Source organism: Natrinema sp. LJW11 (assembly GCF_056135975.1).
On record NZ_JBWBDM010000001.1, the window covers coordinates 538,108 to 555,793 of the forward strand.

Here is a 17,686-nt window from a genome sequence, read left to right on the forward strand (position 1 = left end):
GGACTGGATCCGCTACTCCGTTACGAGACCGCGAGCGAGCAACTCGACGGGATGTGCCGGCCGATCGTACCCCTCGAAGTCGCCGATCTGCGTCCGACAGGAGGTTCCGGGTGCCACGACAGTCGTCCCCTCGCGTTCACCGGTCTCTGCTCCATCGCGCGCGGAGCAGCGGCTCCGGCTCTCCTCGAGTTGATCCCGCAATAGCGAGCCGATCGCCTTCGAGAGGTCGTAGTGTTCGGCTTCGTAGCCGAAACTGCCGGCCATGCCACAGCAGCCCGAGTCGACGGGATCGACGGCGTAGCCGGCGCGCCGAAGGACGCCGACCGCGTGGTGGTCCGCGCCGCGGGCCTTCTGGTGGCAGTGGCCGTGGAACGTCAACTGCGCTGATTCGGTCTCCGTCCGATCGAACGACAGTTCCTCGTCCAGCCGGTTCCGATCGAGGTACTCGCATAAGCCGAAGGCGTTCGCCGCGAGCGTCTCGACTCGGTCGTCTCCGAGCAACGAGCGGTACTCGTCGACCACCATCGCGGCGTCGGAGGGCTCGACGAACAGGATCGACCAGCCGCGCTCGAGATAGGGCTCGAGGTCCTCGAGCAACGACGCTCCCTCTTCGGCGGCGACCTCGAGCATCCCCGCGGAGTACGCCGCCCGGCCGGTCGGCCCGAGATCGGGAATCGCGACGCGGATGTTCGCGGCCTCCAGCACCTCGACGGCGGCCTTTCCGACCGCCGGATTGGAGTAGTTGGTGTCCGTGTCTGGGAAGAGGACGACGCCCGCAGTGGCCGACTCGGGATCGACGCGAGGGCCTCGCTTCGCGAACCAGTCGACCAGCGACTCCCGCCGGAACGTCGGGAGCGTCCGATCGGCCGCGATCCCGGCCGTCTTCTCGAGGGCCGCCCGCGCGCCCGGTAGTTTCGTGGCGCGGTTCGCCAGCGGCACGACCGCGCTCCCCAGCGCGGCCAGCCGGTCGACATCCGCGAACAGCCGCTCCCGGTGGCTCGTCCCCTCGCGGTCGTGGTACTGGTGTTTGACTTCGGCCTTGAGCTTCGCGAGGTCGACCCCTGTGGGACAGTCGCTCTGACAGCCCTTGCAGCCGATACAGAGGTCGAGCACGTCCTCCTGGAACCGCTCGCCGTACAGTTCCTCGGGGTCGATCTCGCCGCTGATGGCCGCCCGAAGCAGGTTGGCCCGCCCGCGCGTCGTCGCGATCTCCTCCTCGGTCGCCCGATACGTGGGACACATCACGTCGCCGTCGGTCTGCCGGCAGGTGCCACAGCCGTTACAGAGTTCGACGAGGTGCGAAAAGCCGCCGTCGTCCTCGAAGTCGAGGGTCGTCCGCGGCTCGAGCGAGGCGTAATCCGGGCCGTATCGTAGGTGTTCGCGGATGTCCGTCGGATTCTCATCGCGGTAGACGACTTTGCCCGGGTTCATCCGCCAGTCCGGGTCGAACGCCGACTTGAGGGCCTGAAACGCGTCCCAGATCTCGGGGCCGTACAGCTTGGGATTGAACTCCGTCCGAGCGAGGCCGTCGCCGTGCTCTCCGGAAAAGGAGCCGTTGTGCTCGGAGACGAGGTCGGTAACGTCGTCGGCGATCGCGCGCAGCTTCTCGACGTCGCCGCCCTCCTTGAGGTTCAGGACCGGCCGGATGTGGAGCGTGCCGACCCCTGCGTGCGCGAAGTACGCGGCCGTGGTGTCGTGTTTCTCGAGGATTTCCCGAAAGCCCGCGACGTACTCCGCGAGTTCCTCGGGCGGGACGGACGCGTCCTCGACGAAGGGGTAGGGCTTCGGGTCGCCCGCCATGCTCATCAACAGTGGAATCGCGGCCTTCCGGAGCTTCCAGAGGCGGTCTTGCGCTGCGGGTTCGACTGCCTCGATCGAGTCGAACGCCGCTCCGTCGTCCACGAGTCGGGTCGTCGCCCCGGCGATCGCATTCGGGAGGTCGTCGACGACCTCGGAGTCGAACTCGAGCATCAGCGCCGCCGCGGTCCCCTCGGGAATCGGCTCGGCGTACTCGGCGTACTCCGCCGACTCGGCGGCCAGCCGGAACACCTCCCGATCCATCAGTTCGACCGCGCTGGCCTGCCGTTCGAGGGCTTCGGGAACGGCGGCCAGCGCCTCGAGCAACTCGTCGTAACAACAGACGATGAGTGCGGTCTCGTCGGGTCGGGTCACCAGCGACAGGGTCGCTTCGACGACGACGCCGAGGGTCCCCTCCGCGCCGACCAGGAGTTTCGAGAGATTCAGGATTCGGTTTCCCTCGGCGCCCGTCCGGATCACCTTCTGCAGATTGTAGCCGCTGACGCTGCGCTTGAGTTTCGGATACCGCTCTTCGATCTCCTCGGCGTTATCCTCGACGAGCGCTCGTACCGTCCGGTAGATCGCGGCCTCGCGATCGTCGTTCGAGACGATCCGATCCCACTCGGGGCTATCGAGGACGACGTCTCGAGTCCGGATCCTCGATCCGTTAGCGAGGACCACCTCGCATTCCTCGACGTAGGCGTCCGTGATACCGTAGCGCACCGAGTGTGCGCCGGTCGAGTTGTTTCCGATCCCGCCGCCGATCGTCGCCCGGTTCGAGGAGGCCGGATCCGGTGGGAATTTGAGGCCGTGGGGCTCGAGTGCGGCGTCGAGATCGTCCTGTACGACGCCGGGCTGGACGACGGCGGTCCGCTCGTCGGGGTCGATACTCCGGACGTCGTCCATGTGTCGCGACAGATCGAGGACGACACAGCCCAGGCCGACGGCCTGCCCGGCGAGCGACGAGCCCGCCCCGCGCGGTAAGACCGGCGCGTCGTAGGCGGCCGCGATACGCACGGCTGCGCGAACGTCGGCAGCGTCCCGCGGGAAGACTATACCCGCGGGCTGTGCGCCGTAGATGCTTCCGTCCGTCGCGTAGAGGACGCGCGTGTACTCGTCGAATCGGACGTCGCCGTCGCAGGCGGCCCGAAGGTCGGCCGCCAGCGCCTCATCGCCGGATTCTCGTTCCGTCTCGAGCGCCGATCCCCGTCGCTTTCGGTCCCGGTCCTCGACCGTCGTCCCGATGCTGCTATCCTCGGCGACCATGTGTGATATGAGATCGTCCCGCACGCAGTTAAACGATGGTAGTCACTCACAGCGCGTGCGGTGGCGGGTGATCGCGCAAGCCGGACAGAGTTCGGGACTCGAACGCGCTCCTCGACGGAGCGCGACCGCTGTCGGCCATCGGTCGCTGAGAAAATTCGGGGTTGACTAGCTCGTCTTCGAACCGACTGACCTACTCGAAGTGACCGAGGCAGGTCTGGTACTCCTCTTCGGCCTTCTCCCAGTTGACGACGTCGAAGAAGGCGTCGATGAAGTCTCCGCGGTCCGGTCCGTAGTCGTAGTAGTAGGAGTGTTCCCAGACGTCCAGCGCGAGGATGGGGTGAGAGCCCCAGAGTGCGCCCTGGTCGTGCTTGTCGACCGCGACGTTGCGAAGCTGCTTGGCGACCGGGTCGTACACGAGCAGTGCCCAGCCACCGGCTGCGCCGGCAGCTGCCTCGAATTCGCCCTTCCAACCCTCGTAGGAGCCGAAGTCCTCCTCGATGCGGTCGGCGAGGTCGCCCTCCGGCTCCCCGCCGCCGTTGGGAGACATGTTCTCCCAGAACAGCGTGTGGAGATAGTGTCCACAGCCGTTGTGGGTGACGTTCTTGAGGGCTCCGGGCGTGGAGCCGAAGTCGCCCTCCTCGCGGTTTTCCGCGAGGGTCTCCTCGGCGGAGTTCAGTCCGTTAACGTAGCCCTGGTGGTGGGTATCGTGATGCCAGGTCAGTACCTGTTCGGACAGTGCCGGTTCGAGCGCGTCGTAATCGTACGGAAGCGGTGGAAGTTCGTGATCAGCCATAGTATGCACCTCACGTTCTGTATCGGTATCTCGCCTGTTAAGTTTTGAGGAGTGAGACGATATCACACCTCATCGATCGACGGACTCCCCGTCGTGCGGTTTACCGACACCTCAGTCGATTCACAACGAATGGGGTATTAAAGCTTTCAGCGATCGGTGGTTGCCCACTCCCCCAGTTGCCGTTCGATGCTGCCAGCCGATTCGATATCCCTGCGACTACGCCGTTTCCTTGTGCTGGGCATGCTCGAGCCATTCCTCGACCGACGGCTGGCTCCAGTATCGAACCGTCTCACTCCGTGTATCGTGTTCGAGAATCCCCGCGTCCTCGAGTTTCGGAAGGTGGATGTGCTGGAGTTCCATTCGAACGCTCGCTCGTTGGTCCGACGAGGCGTCAGCCGGATCGTGCCCGGATACCGTCCCCGTCTCGGCCGTCGTCTCCTCGTCGGTGTCGGTCGACCGTTCGAGAGCGATAACGTTCTTCGTGAGGTTTTCGATCGTCGCGACGCCGTCCGACTGATCGTTCAAGTAGTACAGTGCGTATCGTCGTCGGCTGTCAGAGAGGAGATCGAAAACGAGATCTAGCGACGGTGTTGCGGCCGACGCCAACGCTGTCGCCTCTCCCTCCGTTTTACGCATCCACGAACCACCTACCGTGTGTTACCATTCGAAACCACCACGGGCCTCTACTGCAGCCGACACATTAGATGTTACGTCTACCTAGAAAAATAGGTGTATTAAATGCGTCATTATTCCAGAGTTATATAATATAAATACTACTGAAACGCGATCCGCCGGCAAACGTCTTCACCTCGCCGAACGATGACCGTCGACGATCGGTCGAAACGCATTCAGCGAAGCGACCTACCACGATCGGGACTCGTCGACCGAGCGAAGCCGGTTACTCGTAGAGCCACTCGGCGTCGTGCTGATCGTAGTCGATCAGCTCATCGTCGTCGAAGTGGATTCCGATTTCGCGCTCGTTCGCGCCCTCGTCCTCGTGGTCTGCGGCGTGAACGACGTTCCGACCGAGATCGAGCGCGTAGTCTCCGCGGATCGTTCCGGGAGCCGCCTCGAGCGGATCGGTCTCGCCGATCATCTGGCGGACCTGTCGGGTCGCGTCTTGTCCTTCCCAGACCATCGGGACGACAGGCCCCGACGTGATGAAGTCGACGAGGTCGTCGTAGAACGGCTTGTCCTCGTGTTCGCCGTAGTGTTCTTCCGCCCGTTCGCGGGGCATCGTTTCGACTTTGATACCGACGAGCTTGAGCCCGCGGTCCTCGAGTCGGGAGACGACGGTTCCCACGAGCCCGCGCGCGAACGCGTCGGGCTTGACCATCACGAACGTGCGCTCGTGATCGCTCATGCTTCCTCGGCTTCGGTTTCCTCGGCTTCGGTTTCCTCGGCTTCGGTCGCCTCAGCGTCGGTCGCCTCGGTTTCGTCCTCTGCGGACACGTCTTCTGCCGCTTCGTCGTCGGCATCCGTCTCGAGGTCCTCGTCGTCGACTGCGACCTGCTCGGCTTCCTCGTCGGCAGGTGCGTCTTCCTGGGCGGGACCCTTGCCGCGACGACCTTCTTCGGTCCACTCGAGGTCGCGCGGTTCGCGCCCGAGCTTGAAGTTTTTCTCCGCCTTGGAGTCGACGAAGTGGAGCACGGTACCGTTCGTCTGGACGTACATGATGCCCGTGCCGGGTTCGATCTCTTCGCCCGTGTAGTCGCAGGTACGTTTCTCGACCATTGGTTATTGTCCTCCGATGGAGTCCGCCTCACGAGCGGTCTCGCGAAGCTGGAGTACGTCCCCTTCGCGGACCGGCCCGAGGCAGTTTCGGGTAATGATTCGTCCCTGATTCTCGCCCTCCTTGATCCGGCACTTGACCTGCATGGCTTCGCCGTGCATGCCGGTCTTACCGACGACCTCGATGACCTCGGCGGGCGTAGAGCCGCTTTCTTCCTCTTCAGCACTCATCTCTGATCACCTCAGTCGAGGTCCTCGACCTTGTCGGCGATGTCCTCGACGTCGTCTTCGGCTTCGCCGGCGTCGACGATCGCCGCGGCGGCCGAGCCGACCTCGAGGCCGGCGGCGTGGCCGACGTCGTCCTGCGTCTCGATGAAGACGACAGGAATCCCCTTCTCGTCTGCGAGTTCGGGCAGATGCATGACGATCTCCTCGGGGGAGACGTCTTCGGCGACGTAGACGAGCTCGGCGTTGCCGCGCTCGATCGCCTTCGTGGTTTCGTTCGTTCCTTTCTTTACTCGACCGGTGTCTCGTGCGACCTCGAGCGCCTCGAGGGCGTCATCTGCGAGGTCGGCTGGGATGTCGGTGGTTACGTAAACTGACATTGGTTGTTCACCTCTCCTACACGTGGGCTCGCGCTCCCCTGCCGTCCGGGCACTGGGTACCCGTGCCGGGCGGATCCCGGCGGAAGTCCTGTGAAGCTAGGAGCATCATCAACCCCGCGTAGGGTGTACACTCGAATAGCGTTGCCCCCCTTAAAAGCGTGTTCAAACGCGTGAGGCTGTGGGACGCCACCGCACGGATCCTTCGATCTCGCGGATCCTCCGACGTGAACGGCGGCGAATGTGTCATAACTGACAGTTTCGCGGCGGGCCGTCGCGGGTCGGTGGCTATTACTCTCGAGGCACCAATCCGAACGCATGGACGTCGATGTCGTCGGACTCGCCGAATCGCTCGCCGAGGAGGCGACGCGAGCGAACGAGCGACGGATGCTGGTGCTCGCGGGCGATCGCGAGCGGGGGTACGACGCGCTCGCGTCGATCCTCGATACGCTCCCGGTCGGAATCACCAAAACGACGCTCGTCGGTCCCGACGACCGACTCCGCTGCGAACTGGTCCCGCAGGTCAACGCGGGCGACCTCCTCGGGACGACGCGGGACGTGATCGCTATCGACGCTCACGATGACCTCCAGCCGAACGCGCTCGGAAAAGTCGTCGGTGCGGTCGACGGCGGGGGACTCCTCGTGTTACTCACACCGCCGCTCGAGGCGTGGCCGGATCGCCGCGACGGGTTCGACGCCTCCCTCGCCGTCCCGCCGTTCGAACTGGACGACGTCACCGGTCGGTTCAAGCGGCGGCTCGTCCAGACGCTGCGGGAACACCGCGGTATCGCGATCGCCGACCTCGAGACCGATCGACTCGAGGCCGACGGGCTGACCGACCCGCCCCCGCGGCTGTCACCGGCGCCGCCGTCTCCGCCGCCGGACCATCGGTTTCCGGCCGCGGTGTACGAGGCCTGTCTCACGACGGATCAAGTCGACGCAGTCGCCGCGTTCGAGTCGCTCATCGAGGCCGAGCGGGCGGTCGTCCTCGAGGCCGATCGCGGCCGCGGCAAGTCCAGCGCGGCGGGCCTGGCCGCGGGAGCGTTCGCCATCCGCGGCGAAAACGTCCTGGTAACCGCTCCCGCAGCGCGCAACACGTCGGAGCTGTTCGACCGCGCGGGCGAACTCTGCGAACGGCTCGAGGGCGATGGCGCGACCGTCGAACCTCGCCGAATCGAGACGAGTGTCGGGGGCTCGGTCGAGTTTCGCGAGCCCGCGGACGCGATCGAGGAACTCGAGTCGGCGGACGTCGTCGTCGTCGACGAGGCCGCCGCGCTCCCGGTCGCCACCCTCGAGTCGCTGCTGGCCGCCGATCGCGTCGCCTTCGCGACGACGATCCACGGTTACGAGGGAGCGGGTCGGGGGTTTTCGGTCCGCTTCCGCGATCGACTCGCCGAGAGCGACCGCGCGGTGACAGACTGCACGCTCGTGGAACCCATCCGGTACGCGGCGGGCGATCCGATCGAGGTGTGGGCCTTCCGTGCGCTGTTGCTCGACGCGCGCCCGCCGGTCGAGCCGCTCGTGACCGACGCCGCACCCGAGACCGTCGACTACCGTCGACTCGAGCCCGACGACCTGCTCGCGGACGAACGTCTGCTTCGGGAAGCCTTCGGGTTGCTCGTCCTCGCGCACTACCGGACCGAGCCGAACGACCTCGCGCGATTGCTCGACGCGCCGAACCTCGAGGCCCGCGCGCTCGTCCACGACGGTCACGTGGTTAGCGTCGCGCTGCTCGCCCGCGAAGGAGACCTCTCGGCGGAGACTCGCGCGATGATGTACGAAGGCGGTCGCGTCCGCGGGAACATGCTGCCCGACATACTGACGAGCCAGCTCCGGGACGAGGCGGCGGGCGAGCCGGCGGGGCTCCGCGTCGTCCGCATCGCGACCCACCACGCAGCGCGCTCTCGGGGACTCGGCTCGCGCCTGCTCGAGCGAATCGGGGAAGAGTTCACCGCCGGCGAGGGAAGCGATGGCAGCGACGCGACGGACGGGATCGACTGGCTCGGGACCGGCTTCGGCGCGACGCCCGGCCTCCTCGCGTTCTGGCGCGAGAACGGCTACCGAACGGTCCACGTCTCCACGACCCGCAACGACGCCAGCGGCGAGCACTCCGCACTCATGCTCGCGCCGACCAACGACGCGGGACGGACGTTACACGACCGCCACGCCGACCGGTTCGTCAGCCGGTTCGCCGCGCTCTGCTCGGACCCGCTCGACGATCTCGAGGCCGATATCGCCCGCGCGGTGCTCCGGAGCGTCGACGGCGACGCCGGGCCGCCGCTCGCGCTGACCGACCACGAGTGGCGCGTCGTCGCGGGTGCCGCCTACGGACCCGGGCTGTTCGACGTCGATCCCGGCCCGTTCAGGAGCCTCGTCGTGCGATACTTCGTGGACGACCCCGCCACCGTCGACCTGAGCGATCGCGAGGAGCGGCTGCTCGTCTCGCGCGTCCTCCAGGGACGTGACGCGGAGACCGTCGCCGAACGACTCGAGTATCACTCGTCGGGACAGTGCATGCGAGCGCTCGGTGACGCGCTCCGTCCGCTCGTCGATCACTACGGAACGGACGCGGCGCTCGAGGTCCGGGAGCGATTTGTCGATGAATGATTTCGACTCCCGCTACGATCGATGGGAGAAAGAGAGGAAAGACGCTCAGCACAGGCAAACGTATACTGCAGACCAGCCAATGGTATGCGGTGGCGCGCACTGGCGACCGGCCGAACGAGAGTGAGGCCGGTCGATGACACTGCGCGAGGGATGAGTGAGCGACGCAAGGAGCGAGCGAATCGGCTGGGGAGGGCGTGGTAATCCCCTGTTGTCACGATAGCAGGACGCTTCGTCTCACCCACTACCTATCAGTTACCCACCGTTCCATTCGCTAATACACTGAACACGCCTCGAGCGTCGCCCTCACAATAGCCGTCGAAGCACCGGTTCCGGAACCAGATCGAGAACCCACGCGATAGCTCGCCAGCGCCGAGTCACGTAGGCGTGACTCCGCTCTTTCCGGATCGCTCGAGCGATCTGTTCGGCCGCCGTCTCGGGCGAACACTCCCAGAAGCCGCCCATCGAGAGTTCGGTGTCGACGAAGCCCGGTTCGATGGTCGTTATCGTCACGTCGGCGTCGCGATCGGTCTGCCGGTAGCGCAACCCCTCGAGGTAGGTCGACACGTAGGCCTTCGAGGCGTTGTACGCCGGCGCGTCGCCGTTGCCGACGTGAGCCGCGACCGAGGAGAGTCCGACGAGGTGGCCGTCCGACTCGCTCGCGCAGTCCGGATTCCGCTCGAAGTACTCCACCGCGGCCGTCGCGACCGCCGTAAAGCCCCGGACGTTCACGTCGATCGTTCGCTTCTCGGGTTCCCACTCGAGGTCGCGATTGCGGGCCGCGGTCCCGGCGCTGATGACGACGAGGTCGACCGACGGCATCGCTTCGGCGAGTTCGAAAAAGCCCGCTCGAGCGTCCTCGGTCGCGGTGACGTCCATCGTCGCGACGTACGATTTCGTCGGGAGGGCCGCGCCGATCCGCTGCATCCGTTCCGTTCGCCGGGCCGCCATGCCGATCTCGTAGCCGTCGTCGGCGAGTCGGCGGGCCAGCGCCTCGCCGATTCCCGACGACGCGCCGACGATGATCGCGCCGCGCTGGTTGGTCATGTTCCACACGTTCGGCCCCTGATACGTATACCGTTCGCTGTCTGTCCGCACCCGACTCCCGACGATCGACTCCGCCGGCACCCGTAGATCCGCGAACTTCTTCCAGCGGCTGACATACCAGTACCGAAGGCAGTACGCCTTTCCCGCGGTCCGTCGTCACCGCCGGTATGGTCGACGTCATCACCGTCGTCGCGGTCGCGTTGCTCGTGGGTGCCATCGCCGGAGCCGCCGTCCCGATGGTCCCGAGCGGTCTCCTCTCGCTTGCCGGACTCGGCGTCTACTGGTGGGGGGCCGGACTCGCGGAACTGAGCGTTCTCACCTTCGCCGTCCTCGTGTTCATCGCCGTCGTCACGGCGCTCGTCGAGTTCTTCGGCGGCTCGATCGCCGCCCGGGCCGGCGGCGCCTCGTGGCTGACCACCGGCGCCGCCGCCGTCGTCGGCATCGTCCTCATGATCGTCACCGGCCCGCTGGGGCTGCTCGCCGGCCTCTTCGGCACCGTCTTCGTCCTCGAGTTCGTTCGAAACGGCGAACTCGAGGGGAGCACGCGATCGGCGATCTACACGACGATCGGCGTTCTCGCGTCGACGGCGGTGCAGGTCCTGCTGACGGTGTCGATCCTGCTCGGATTCCTCGCGGCCGTCTTCGTCCTGTGATTTCGGGGAAACACTGAAGCCGTGGGTGTCGTTGACACGACTAGATGGAGTGTTCCGAGGCCGACTGCGAGCGCCCCGCCGCCGTCGAGTTGCACATCCCCTGGGACGAGAACCGCCTCGTCTGCGCCGCCCACGCCCGCGTGCTGGGGCGTCAGGACGGCGTCGTGGCCGACCCGGACCCGGAACGAGGCGACGATCTGCTCGAGGAAGGGTAATCCGCCGACTTTCGATGTGAGAGCACCAAAACGGGAACCGATCGGTTCGGGGGCGGTCGCTCGACGAGCGACGGACCCGTTCAGGGATGCGCGTAGTACGCGACCGTCTCCTCCGCTTCCTCGTCGTGCCGGTCTATTCTCGCGAAGCCGACTCGTTCGAACTGCACCATCTCGTCGCTCTCGAGGTCGCCGACGCCTGGTTCCGCGTGCCCCCGGACGTCGCCCTCCATCGTTCGCATGCGGACGGGAACGCGCTCGTCGGCTGGAACCCAGTGGACGACGTCCACGTCGCCCTCGCGGACGACCTCGATGTCCTCGCCGGTGTACTGGAGGACATCGCGGGTGAACTGGAAACAGCCCAGCCCCTTGAGCCAGATGCGCTCCTCGCGCCCGGGGAGGTCATCGGGCTCGAGCATGACCGAATCGCCGACGGGGATCTCGCGAACGCCGCGCTCTTCGTGGTTGGGATGGAGCGGCGGCGTCCCCACCTCGGGCGGACTCCCGCCGAGGGGGATCTGGTTGCCGTCCCGGACGAGGAATCGGCGGTCGGTCTCCTCGTCGACCAGCTCGCGGTTGTTCGCGTAGATCGAACTCATCGCGAGGTCGACGTCGGTGGTCGAGGTGCCGAGCCCGGTCATCGACTCGACGATGGCCTCGCCGCGGATGCCCCGCCGGCGCAGACTCTTCAGCGTCGGCGCTCGCGGGTCGTCCCAGCCGTCGAGTTCGCCGTCGTCGATCAGTTCCGAGATGGTCGACGTGCTCATCTTCACGTCGTAGTCGTCGAGTTGGACGTGACCCCAGTGGATGACCTCGGGATACTCCCAGCCGAAGTAGTCGTAGACGAACTGCTGTCGTTTGGCCGAATCCTGCAGGTCGATCCCGCGGATGATGTGCGTGATCTCGAGGAGGTAGTCGTCGACCCCGGACTGGAAGTCGAGCATCGGCCAGCAGCGGTACTCGCTGGCCTCCTCGCGGGGGTGGGGCGTGTCGATCATCCGGAACGCGACCCAGTCGCGCAGCGCGGGGTTCTTGTGCTCGATGTCGGTCTTGACCCGCAGGACCAGCTCGCCGCTGCTGTACTCGCCGTCGATCATCCCTTCGAACTCCTCGAGCACGGTCGCCTCGTCCTTCTCGCGGTGGGGACAGGCCTCGCCCGAGTTCTTCAACTCCGAGAACGCCTCGCCCGAACACGAGCAGGTGTAGGCCCCGCCCATCTCGATCAGGTCGCGGGCGTGGTCGTAGTAGGTCTCGAGGCGGTCGCTCGCCCTGTAGGTCGCGTCCGGCTCGAAGCCGAGGTAGTCGAGGTCCTCGAGGATCGCGTCGTAAGCATCGAGATCCGGCCGTTTGGTCTCGGGATCGGTGTCGTCGAAGCGGACGCAGAACCAGCCGTCGTATCGCTCGCGGTAGGTGCCGATGACGGCGGGCATCCGGGCGTGGCCGACGTGCCACGGGCCGTTCGGGTTCGGCGCACACCGCATCCGGATGGCGTCGTAGTCGTCCGCGTTCGGCAGGTCGGGGAGGTCGTGCTCGTCTTCCTCCTCTTCAGCCTCGATCTCGGCGAGTTCCCCGGGTGCCAGTTCCTCGAGGCGAGCGCGTTTGTCCGCGTACGAGAGGTCGTTCGTTCGACCCACGACGCCGCCGACGATACCCGGAATCTCGTCGCCGTGCTCGCGGAAGTCGGGGTTGTCGCCCATCAGCGGCCCCATGATCGCGCCGACGTCGGCGTCGCTCTCGTGTTTCACGGCGTTCAACAGCGCGTGCTTCTCGGCCTCGCGCTCGACGCGCTCGCGTAACTCGTCGTTCATTACCGGGCGGTAGTCGCGCCCGTCCCAAAACCTTCGCGATTCACTGTCTCGTCCGGTCCGGTGTTCGACACCGGCTTCGGCGTCCTGAGCCGCCGATACGGTTCCGATTCGGAATCTCTATGGCGTCCTCAGTTCTCGACGTCGTCCTCGTACACCCGCGTGTTGAGGACGTTACTCATGAGGATCATCGCGGCCTGGTCCACCGAGGACGCGTCGCTTTCGGCCGTCTCGGTGCTATTGTCGTCGTCCGCCGTTTCGTTGGAACCGTCCGACTCGTCCGTGCTGTTCTCCGCATCGGTCGCCCCATCATCACTATCGGTCTCGTTGTCGCCGCCCTCGCTGTCGGCGACGGTCGCATTGTATCGTTCACACCACTCGGTCTTGACGCCCCAGCCGTAGGCCTGCCCGTCGAACGGGTTCGTGACCTCCGCGTAGAGCATGTCGACCTCGGCGTCGTTTTTCACGAGGTTCTCGTTGTAGACGGTCGTGATGACTTCGATTTCCGTCGTCGACTCCGATTCGGTCGCGGCACTCGAGTCGTACCGGAGGACCAGGTCCGATCCGTCCCACCGGAGCGATTCGACCGGAATGTCGTTTCGCTCGACGAGCGTGTAGAACTCGCCGGGCGTCCCCTTTCGGGGCTCGCTGGGCGCTTCGGGTTCGATCTCGTTTTCGTTCGAATCGGACGTATCGAGCAGCGATCCGACGCAGCCGGCGGTCGCGGCCGTGCCGGCGGCCGCGGCCGCACCGAGAAACCGTCGTCGAGAGGAGGGAGCGGCGGTTACGTCGGAGGTGTCGTCAGTCATGTCCTTCGCTCGGTGTGGGACCCGCAAAAAGACCCGGACGATATCGAACGCTGAGTTCGGCCGAGAACGAACCCGTTCCGCCCGGCTCGAGCGGGAAGCGCACGGAACACGACTCGAGCGATGAGCGTGCAGAAAATCCGCGAAACAGCGGCCGGAGATCCGTTCAGTAACCGCGTTCGATCAGGTAGTGAGCGATTTCACAGAGGAATTCGCGCGCCTCGTTGTCCGGCAGGACCTCGAGTCGCTCCTTCCCTTGCTCGACCAGCTCCTGGGCGGTCTCGTTCGCGTACTCGATCGAACCGGCCGCCTCGAGTTCGGCGACCGCCTCGTCGATCTCGGCCTCCGTGACCGCGTCGACGTCGTCTGTGTCGACCAGTCCGTCGATGTCGACGCCCTGCTCGCGGGCGTGGACGGTGATCAGCGTCTGTTTGTTCTCGACGAGGTCGCTTCCTCGCTGTTTACCGAGTTCCTCGCTGGGGACCGTCAGATCGAGCACGTCGTCTTGAATCTGGAACGCGCGGCCGATGTCGAGTCCGTAGCCGTAGAGTTCGTCGATCGTTTCGTCGTCGGCTCCGAGCAAGATCGCGGGAAGACAGGCCGAGGCAGCGTACAGGACGGCCGTCTTCTGTTCGACCATCTCCAGGTACTCGTCGGGGGTGACGTCGGTTCGCTGCTCGAAGGTGACGTCCAGCGATTGTCCCTCGCAGATGTCCGTGCAGGTGGTGGCGAGGACGGAGAGCGCATCGACGATTCGATCGGACGCCGCTCCCGTCTCGAGCATGATCTCGAAGGCCTTCGAGTAGAGCGTATCGCCCGCGAGAATGGCCGTCTCAAGGTCGTACTCCTTGTGGACGGCGGGGACGCCGCGGCGGAGGTCGTCGTCGTCCATAATGTCGTCGTGGATCAGGGTGAACGACTGGATGACCTCGACGCTGACCGCGGCGGCCATCACGTCGACCGGCCCGCTCTCGTCGAGCGGAGCGAACGATCGATACTCCGCCGAGAGCGGATCGACGTCGGTCAGCGCCTCGGCCGTCGTCAGGAGGACGGTCGGGCGGAGCCGCTTGCCGCCCGCGTCCAGCAGGTATCTGGATGCCTCGTAGAGCCGTTCGGGCCGCTGGATCGGTAGCTCCTCGGGAATCGCGTCGTTAACCAGCTCGCGGCGCTGCCGGACCGCCTCGAGCACCGCCTCTTCGCGTGCCTCGGGACTCGTCATATCAGTCGACTAATTGGATGAGGTTCCCGTTGCGCGTGACGTGGAGGTCTCGTCCCATCTTGTACCCCTCGCTCTCACAGAGATCAACGTAGCTCGAGTAGCCCTTCATGTCCTGGTGGGCGGGAATGATGTTCTGCGGTTGCAGTGCGTCGAGCATCTCGTAGTGCCCCTCCTGATTGAGGTGGCCCGAGACGTGGATGTCGTCGTAGACCCGCGCGCCCTGCATGCCGAGCAGTTTCTCGGCCTGATAGCGCTGGCCCTCGTTGGTCGGTTCCGGAATCACGCGGGCGGAGAAGACGACCTTGTCGCCGTCCTCCAGTTCGTACGGCGTCTCGCCGCGGGCCATCCGGGTGAGCATCGCGCGGGGCTCGCCCTGGTGGCCGGTGACGATGGGCAGGTAGTCGCCCTTGCCCTCGTTCATGATTCGCTTGAACGTGCGGTCGACGGACTTGCGGTGGCCGAACATCCCCAGATCGGAGGGGAAATCGATGAAGTCGAGCCGTTCCGCGGTGCCCGAGTACTTCTCCATCGACCGACCCAGCAACACGGGCTGGCGGCCGATGTCGTCGGCGAACTCCACCAGGGACTTCACGCGAGCGATGTGGCTCGAGAAGGTGGTGGCGACGATGCCGCCGTCGTAGTCCTCCATGCTGTAGAGCACGTCCCGAAGGTGTTCTCGGGCGACGCTCTCGGAGGGGGTTCGCCCCTTCTTGTTCGCGTTCGTACAGTCCTCGATGTAACAGAGAACGCCCTCGCCCTCGCGACCGATCTCGCGGAAGCGCTCCATATCGATCGGATCGCCGATGACCGGCGTGTGATCCATGCGCTTGTCCAGCCCGTAGACGATCGCGCCCTCGGGCGTGTGGAGAACGGGGTTGATCGCGTCGATGATCGAGTGCGTGACGTTGACGAACTCGAGGTCGACCTTGCCGGAGTCGCCGATCGACATCGTCTCGCCGGCCTCCATCTTCACGAGGTCGTTCTCGACGCCGAACTTCTGCTCGCCCTCGATCTGCTGTTTGACCAGCTCGATCGTAAACGGCGATGCGACGACCGGCGCGTTGTACCGGTGGGCCAGCTTCGAGATGGCACCGATGTGATCGAGGTGGCCGTGCGTCGGGACGATGGCCTTCACGTCGCCCTCGAGGTCGCTCATGACCCGGTCGTCGGGAATAGCGCCCATATCGATCAGGTCGAGGCTGTGCATCCGTTCGGTTTCGACGTTGTCGTGGATCAGAACCTGCGAGAGGTTCAGCCCCATGTCGAAGATAACGACGTCGTCGCCTGCGCGGACGGCAGTCATCTGCCGGCCGACTTCTTCGTAGCCGCCGATGGTTGCGATTTCGATTTCCATGGTTCCTCGTACTGAAAGTCGCTGCCTGGACTCTCGTCGAAACGGTCCGCGGACTCCCGGTTGTGCGGCCCCGGCGTCTTGCAGCACGTCGGCCATCCCGCTATGCGCTCGGTGCGACGGCGGTTCCGTCTTCGATAGCTCGCGACATCGCAAGCCCCGAACGCACTTGCCCGCGGGTTTCGCTAGTCGTTCCTACACCCTCGGGTGTTAAAAACGCAGTGGGTTGGCTCTCCAGTCCTCGTATCGCCCCTACCGTCCGTTGCGGGTGCTCCTCGGAGAACGCACGGACTCTTCAATCGGATTGCTGTGACCGTTCTCCGGCGCGACTACAGCTCGGTCGCAGTTGCGCCGAAACCGGCTGAGAGGAATCGGTATCAGGCACCGAAATCCATTTCCCCGTCGCCTCGAAACGGATCCCAATAACTATGATTTCGGAGGGACCGTCGTGTACGTAATCATCGTCGGGGCCGGCGAAGTCGGTCGATCGATCGCCGCCAACCTGGAGGATACCCACGACGTTGCCCTGATCGATCGCGACGGCGACGTCACCGAGGAGCTCACGTACTCGCTCGACGTACTCACGGTCCGCGGCGACGGCACCGACCTCGAGACGCTGCGCGAGGCCGGGCTCGAGCAAGCGGGTCTCGTCATCGCCTGTACCGACAACGACGAGACGAACGCGGTCGTCTGCGGCGCGGCGAAGGCCACGTCGGAGGTGTTCACCATCGCACGCGTTCGTCGCCGGACGCTGCTCGAGACGTGGCAGGGCTCGAAGGGGGCCTTCGGCGTCGACTTCATGGTCTGTACCGACCTCCTGACCGCCCAGGCCATCTTCCGGATTTCCGGGTTGCCGAGCGCGCACGACGTCGATACGTTCGCCGGCGGACTCATTCGCATGGCCGAGTTCGACATCCCGGTGGACAGCCCGATCGCGGATCGGACCGTCAGGGAAGCCGACTGTTACGATTCGCTCACGTTCGCCGCGATCTTCCGGGACGACGAGATGGTCGTCACCAGAGGTGACACCGTTATTCAGGCCGGGGATCGGGTCGTCGTGATCGGCAGCCCGGATTCGATCAACGACTTCGCCAACGAAGTCGCGATGACGCCCGAGGAAGCGGAGGAAGTCGTCATCGTCGGCGCCAGCGAGATCGGTTATCAGACCGCCCGGGAGTTCGAGGACCACGGCTTTCGGCCGCGGCTGATCGAACGCGACCACGAACGGGCCCGCGAAGTCGCCGAGTCGCTCCCGAATACGATGGTCATGGAGAGCGACGCGACCAATCAGGAGTTCCTCGCCCGCGAGCACGTCGGCGAGGCCGACGTCGTGATCGCCGCCCTCGACAGCGACGAGAAGAACCTCCTCGTCTCCCTGCTCGCCGACCGCCTCGGCGTCGACCGAACCGTCGCGATAATCGAGAACCCCGAGTACGCCGACCTCTTCGAGACCGTCGGCGTCGACGTCGCGATCAACCCCCGAGAGGAAACCGCGGAGGAAATCGTCCGATTCACCCGGACGGACAACACCGAGAAGGTGGCGATGCTCGAGCACGATCGCGCGGAGGTCATCGAGATCGAAGTCGGCCCGGAGAGCGTCCTCGTCGACCGAGAGATCGTCGACGCGACGAACGACCTTCCGGAGGGCGTCGTCATCGGTGCGATTTCGCGTAACGGGACGCACATCACGCCGCGCGGATCCACGGTCGTCCAGTCCGGCGACCACGTGATCATCTTCGTCGCCGCCGACGCTCTCGACGAGGTCATCGAACTGATCTAACTGACTGCTCACTCACCCCG

Annotated in this window: 16 protein-coding genes; 4 read left to right on the forward strand and 12 right to left on the reverse strand. The window is 65.4% G+C overall.

Annotation, left to right across the window (positions count from 1 at the left end; all coding sequences use genetic code 11):
* Positions 1-12: 12 nt before the first annotated feature.
* From AC0QDI_RS02615 to rpl7ae, 7 genes are all read right to left on the reverse strand, one after another.
* Positions 13-3,063: an FAD-binding and (Fe-S)-binding domain-containing protein gene (locus AC0QDI_RS02615; RefSeq protein WP_474664968.1), complete on the reverse strand. Its 3,051-nt coding sequence runs from the start codon at positions 3,061-3,063 to the stop codon at positions 13-15.
* A 190-nt stretch (positions 3,064-3,253) separates the two neighbouring features.
* Entirely contained in the window at positions 3,254-3,856 is a 603-nt protein-coding gene (gene sod / locus AC0QDI_RS02620) for a superoxide dismutase (RefSeq protein WP_474664970.1), read from the reverse strand.
* A gap of 216 nt (positions 3,857-4,072) precedes the next feature.
* Positions 4,073-4,492, reverse strand: a complete 420-nt coding sequence (locus tag AC0QDI_RS02625) for a DUF7344 domain-containing protein (RefSeq protein ID WP_474664972.1) — start codon at positions 4,490-4,492, stop codon at positions 4,073-4,075.
* Positions 4,493-4,754: 262 nt separating this feature from the next.
* Complete coding sequence (gene ndk, locus AC0QDI_RS02630) at positions 4,755-5,219, reverse strand: nucleoside-diphosphate kinase (protein WP_098726848.1); 465 nt, start codon at positions 5,217-5,219, stop codon at positions 4,755-4,757.
* Positions 5,216-5,590, reverse strand: coding sequence for a 50S ribosomal protein L24e (locus tag AC0QDI_RS02635; protein ID WP_474664974.1), 375 nt, complete (start codon positions 5,588-5,590; stop codon positions 5,216-5,218). The genes ndk and AC0QDI_RS02635 overlap by 4 nt, the downstream gene beginning before the upstream one ends.
* Before the next feature lie 3 nt (positions 5,591-5,593).
* Positions 5,594-5,818 (reverse strand): 30S ribosomal protein S28e, encoded by a 225-nt coding sequence (locus AC0QDI_RS02640; RefSeq protein WP_006184658.1) that lies wholly within the window; start codon positions 5,816-5,818, stop codon positions 5,594-5,596.
* 11 nt (positions 5,819-5,829) lie between these two features.
* Positions 5,830-6,192 carry a 50S ribosomal protein L7Ae gene (gene rpl7ae, locus AC0QDI_RS02645; protein ID WP_098726850.1) on the reverse strand — a complete coding sequence of 121 codons (363 nt, stop codon included), beginning with the start codon at positions 6,190-6,192 and terminating at the stop codon, positions 5,830-5,832.
* Between the two features lie 315 nt (positions 6,193-6,507).
* Between rpl7ae and tmcA the strand changes: the two genes are divergently transcribed.
* The gene (tmcA, locus tag AC0QDI_RS02650; protein ID WP_474664977.1) at positions 6,508-8,796 is read left to right on the forward strand and encodes a tRNA(Met) cytidine acetyltransferase TmcA; all 2,289 of its coding nucleotides are present in this window, start codon (positions 6,508-6,510) and stop codon (positions 8,794-8,796) included.
* 303 nt (positions 8,797-9,099) lie between these two features.
* On the opposite strand, the gene AC0QDI_RS02655 is transcribed toward tmcA, so the two are convergent.
* Positions 9,100-9,840, reverse strand: coding sequence for an SDR family NAD(P)-dependent oxidoreductase (locus AC0QDI_RS02655; RefSeq protein WP_474664979.1), 741 nt, complete (start codon positions 9,838-9,840; stop codon positions 9,100-9,102).
* A 167-nt stretch (positions 9,841-10,007) separates the two neighbouring features.
* Between AC0QDI_RS02655 and AC0QDI_RS02660 the strand changes: the two genes are divergently transcribed.
* Both AC0QDI_RS02660 and AC0QDI_RS02665 read left to right on the forward strand, forming a co-directional pair.
* Positions 10,008-10,493, forward strand: coding sequence for a DUF456 domain-containing protein (locus AC0QDI_RS02660; protein WP_474664981.1), 486 nt, complete (start codon positions 10,008-10,010; stop codon positions 10,491-10,493).
* Positions 10,494-10,537: 44 nt separating this feature from the next.
* A complete protein-coding gene (locus AC0QDI_RS02665; RefSeq protein ID WP_474664983.1) occupies positions 10,538-10,708 on the forward strand; it encodes a DUF8014 family protein in 171 nt (56 codons plus the stop codon).
* Positions 10,709-10,788: 80 nt separating this feature from the next.
* Here AC0QDI_RS02665 and AC0QDI_RS02670 read toward each other — a convergent pair whose 3' ends face one another.
* From AC0QDI_RS02670 to AC0QDI_RS02685, 4 genes are all read right to left on the reverse strand, one after another.
* Positions 10,789-12,513, reverse strand: a complete 1,725-nt coding sequence (locus tag AC0QDI_RS02670; RefSeq protein ID WP_474664985.1) for a glutamate--tRNA ligase — start codon at positions 12,511-12,513, stop codon at positions 10,789-10,791.
* 128 nt (positions 12,514-12,641) lie between these two features.
* Positions 12,642-13,319: a DUF8159 domain-containing protein gene (locus tag AC0QDI_RS02675; protein ID WP_474664987.1), complete on the reverse strand. Its 678-nt coding sequence runs from the start codon at positions 13,317-13,319 to the stop codon at positions 12,642-12,644.
* 163 nt (positions 13,320-13,482) lie between these two features.
* Positions 13,483-14,535 (reverse strand): geranylfarnesyl diphosphate synthase, encoded by a 1,053-nt coding sequence (gene idsA3 / locus AC0QDI_RS02680; protein ID WP_474664989.1) that lies wholly within the window; start codon positions 14,533-14,535, stop codon positions 13,483-13,485.
* Between the two features lies 1 nt (position 14,536).
* Entirely contained in the window at positions 14,537-15,889 is a 1,353-nt protein-coding gene (locus tag AC0QDI_RS02685) for an RNase J family beta-CASP ribonuclease (RefSeq protein ID WP_474664991.1), read from the reverse strand.
* Between the two features lie 445 nt (positions 15,890-16,334).
* Here AC0QDI_RS02685 and trkA point away from each other — a divergent pair, with 445 nt between their 5' ends.
* Positions 16,335-17,666 carry a Trk system potassium transporter TrkA gene (gene trkA, locus AC0QDI_RS02690; protein WP_474664993.1) on the forward strand — a complete coding sequence of 444 codons (1,332 nt, stop codon included), beginning with the start codon at positions 16,335-16,337 and terminating at the stop codon, positions 17,664-17,666.
* The last annotated feature ends 20 nt before the right edge of the window (positions 17,667-17,686 follow it).

Coding starts and splice junctions, on each gene's coding strand:
- idsA3 (WP_474664989.1), bottom strand. CDS start 14,535: ATGACGAGTCCCGAGGCACGCGAAGAGGCGGTGCTCGAGGCGGTCCGG.
- AC0QDI_RS02660 (WP_474664981.1), top strand. CDS start 10,008: ATGGTCGACGTCATCACCGTCGTCGCGGTCGCGTTGCTCGTGGGTGCC.
- AC0QDI_RS02655 (WP_474664979.1), bottom strand. CDS start 9,840: ATGACCAACCAGCGCGGCGCGATCATCGTCGGCGCGTCGTCGGGAATC.
- tmcA (WP_474664977.1), top strand. CDS start 6,508: ATGGACGTCGATGTCGTCGGACTCGCCGAATCGCTCGCCGAGGAGGCG.
- rpl7ae (WP_098726850.1), bottom strand. CDS start 6,192: ATGTCAGTTTACGTAACCACCGACATCCCAGCCGACCTCGCAGATGAC.
- ndk (WP_098726848.1), bottom strand. CDS start 5,219: ATGAGCGATCACGAGCGCACGTTCGTGATGGTCAAGCCCGACGCGTTC.
- AC0QDI_RS02665 (WP_474664983.1), top strand. CDS start 10,538: ATGGAGTGTTCCGAGGCCGACTGCGAGCGCCCCGCCGCCGTCGAGTTG.
- AC0QDI_RS02670 (WP_474664985.1), bottom strand. CDS start 12,513: ATGAACGACGAGTTACGCGAGCGCGTCGAGCGCGAGGCCGAGAAGCAC.
- AC0QDI_RS02675 (WP_474664987.1), bottom strand. CDS start 13,319: ATGACTGACGACACCTCCGACGTAACCGCCGCTCCCTCCTCTCGACGA.
- AC0QDI_RS02685 (WP_474664991.1), bottom strand. CDS start 15,889: ATGGAAATCGAAATCGCAACCATCGGCGGCTACGAAGAAGTCGGCCGG.
- AC0QDI_RS02635 (WP_474664974.1), bottom strand. CDS start 5,590: ATGGTCGAGAAACGTACCTGCGACTACACGGGCGAAGAGATCGAACCC.
- AC0QDI_RS02625 (WP_474664972.1), bottom strand. CDS start 4,492: ATGCGTAAAACGGAGGGAGAGGCGACAGCGTTGGCGTCGGCCGCAACA.
- AC0QDI_RS02615 (WP_474664968.1), bottom strand. CDS start 3,063: ATGGTCGCCGAGGATAGCAGCATCGGGACGACGGTCGAGGACCGGGAC.
- sod (WP_474664970.1), bottom strand. CDS start 3,856: ATGGCTGATCACGAACTTCCACCGCTTCCGTACGATTACGACGCGCTC.
- AC0QDI_RS02640 (WP_006184658.1), bottom strand. CDS start 5,818: ATGAGTGCTGAAGAGGAAGAAAGCGGCTCTACGCCCGCCGAGGTCATC.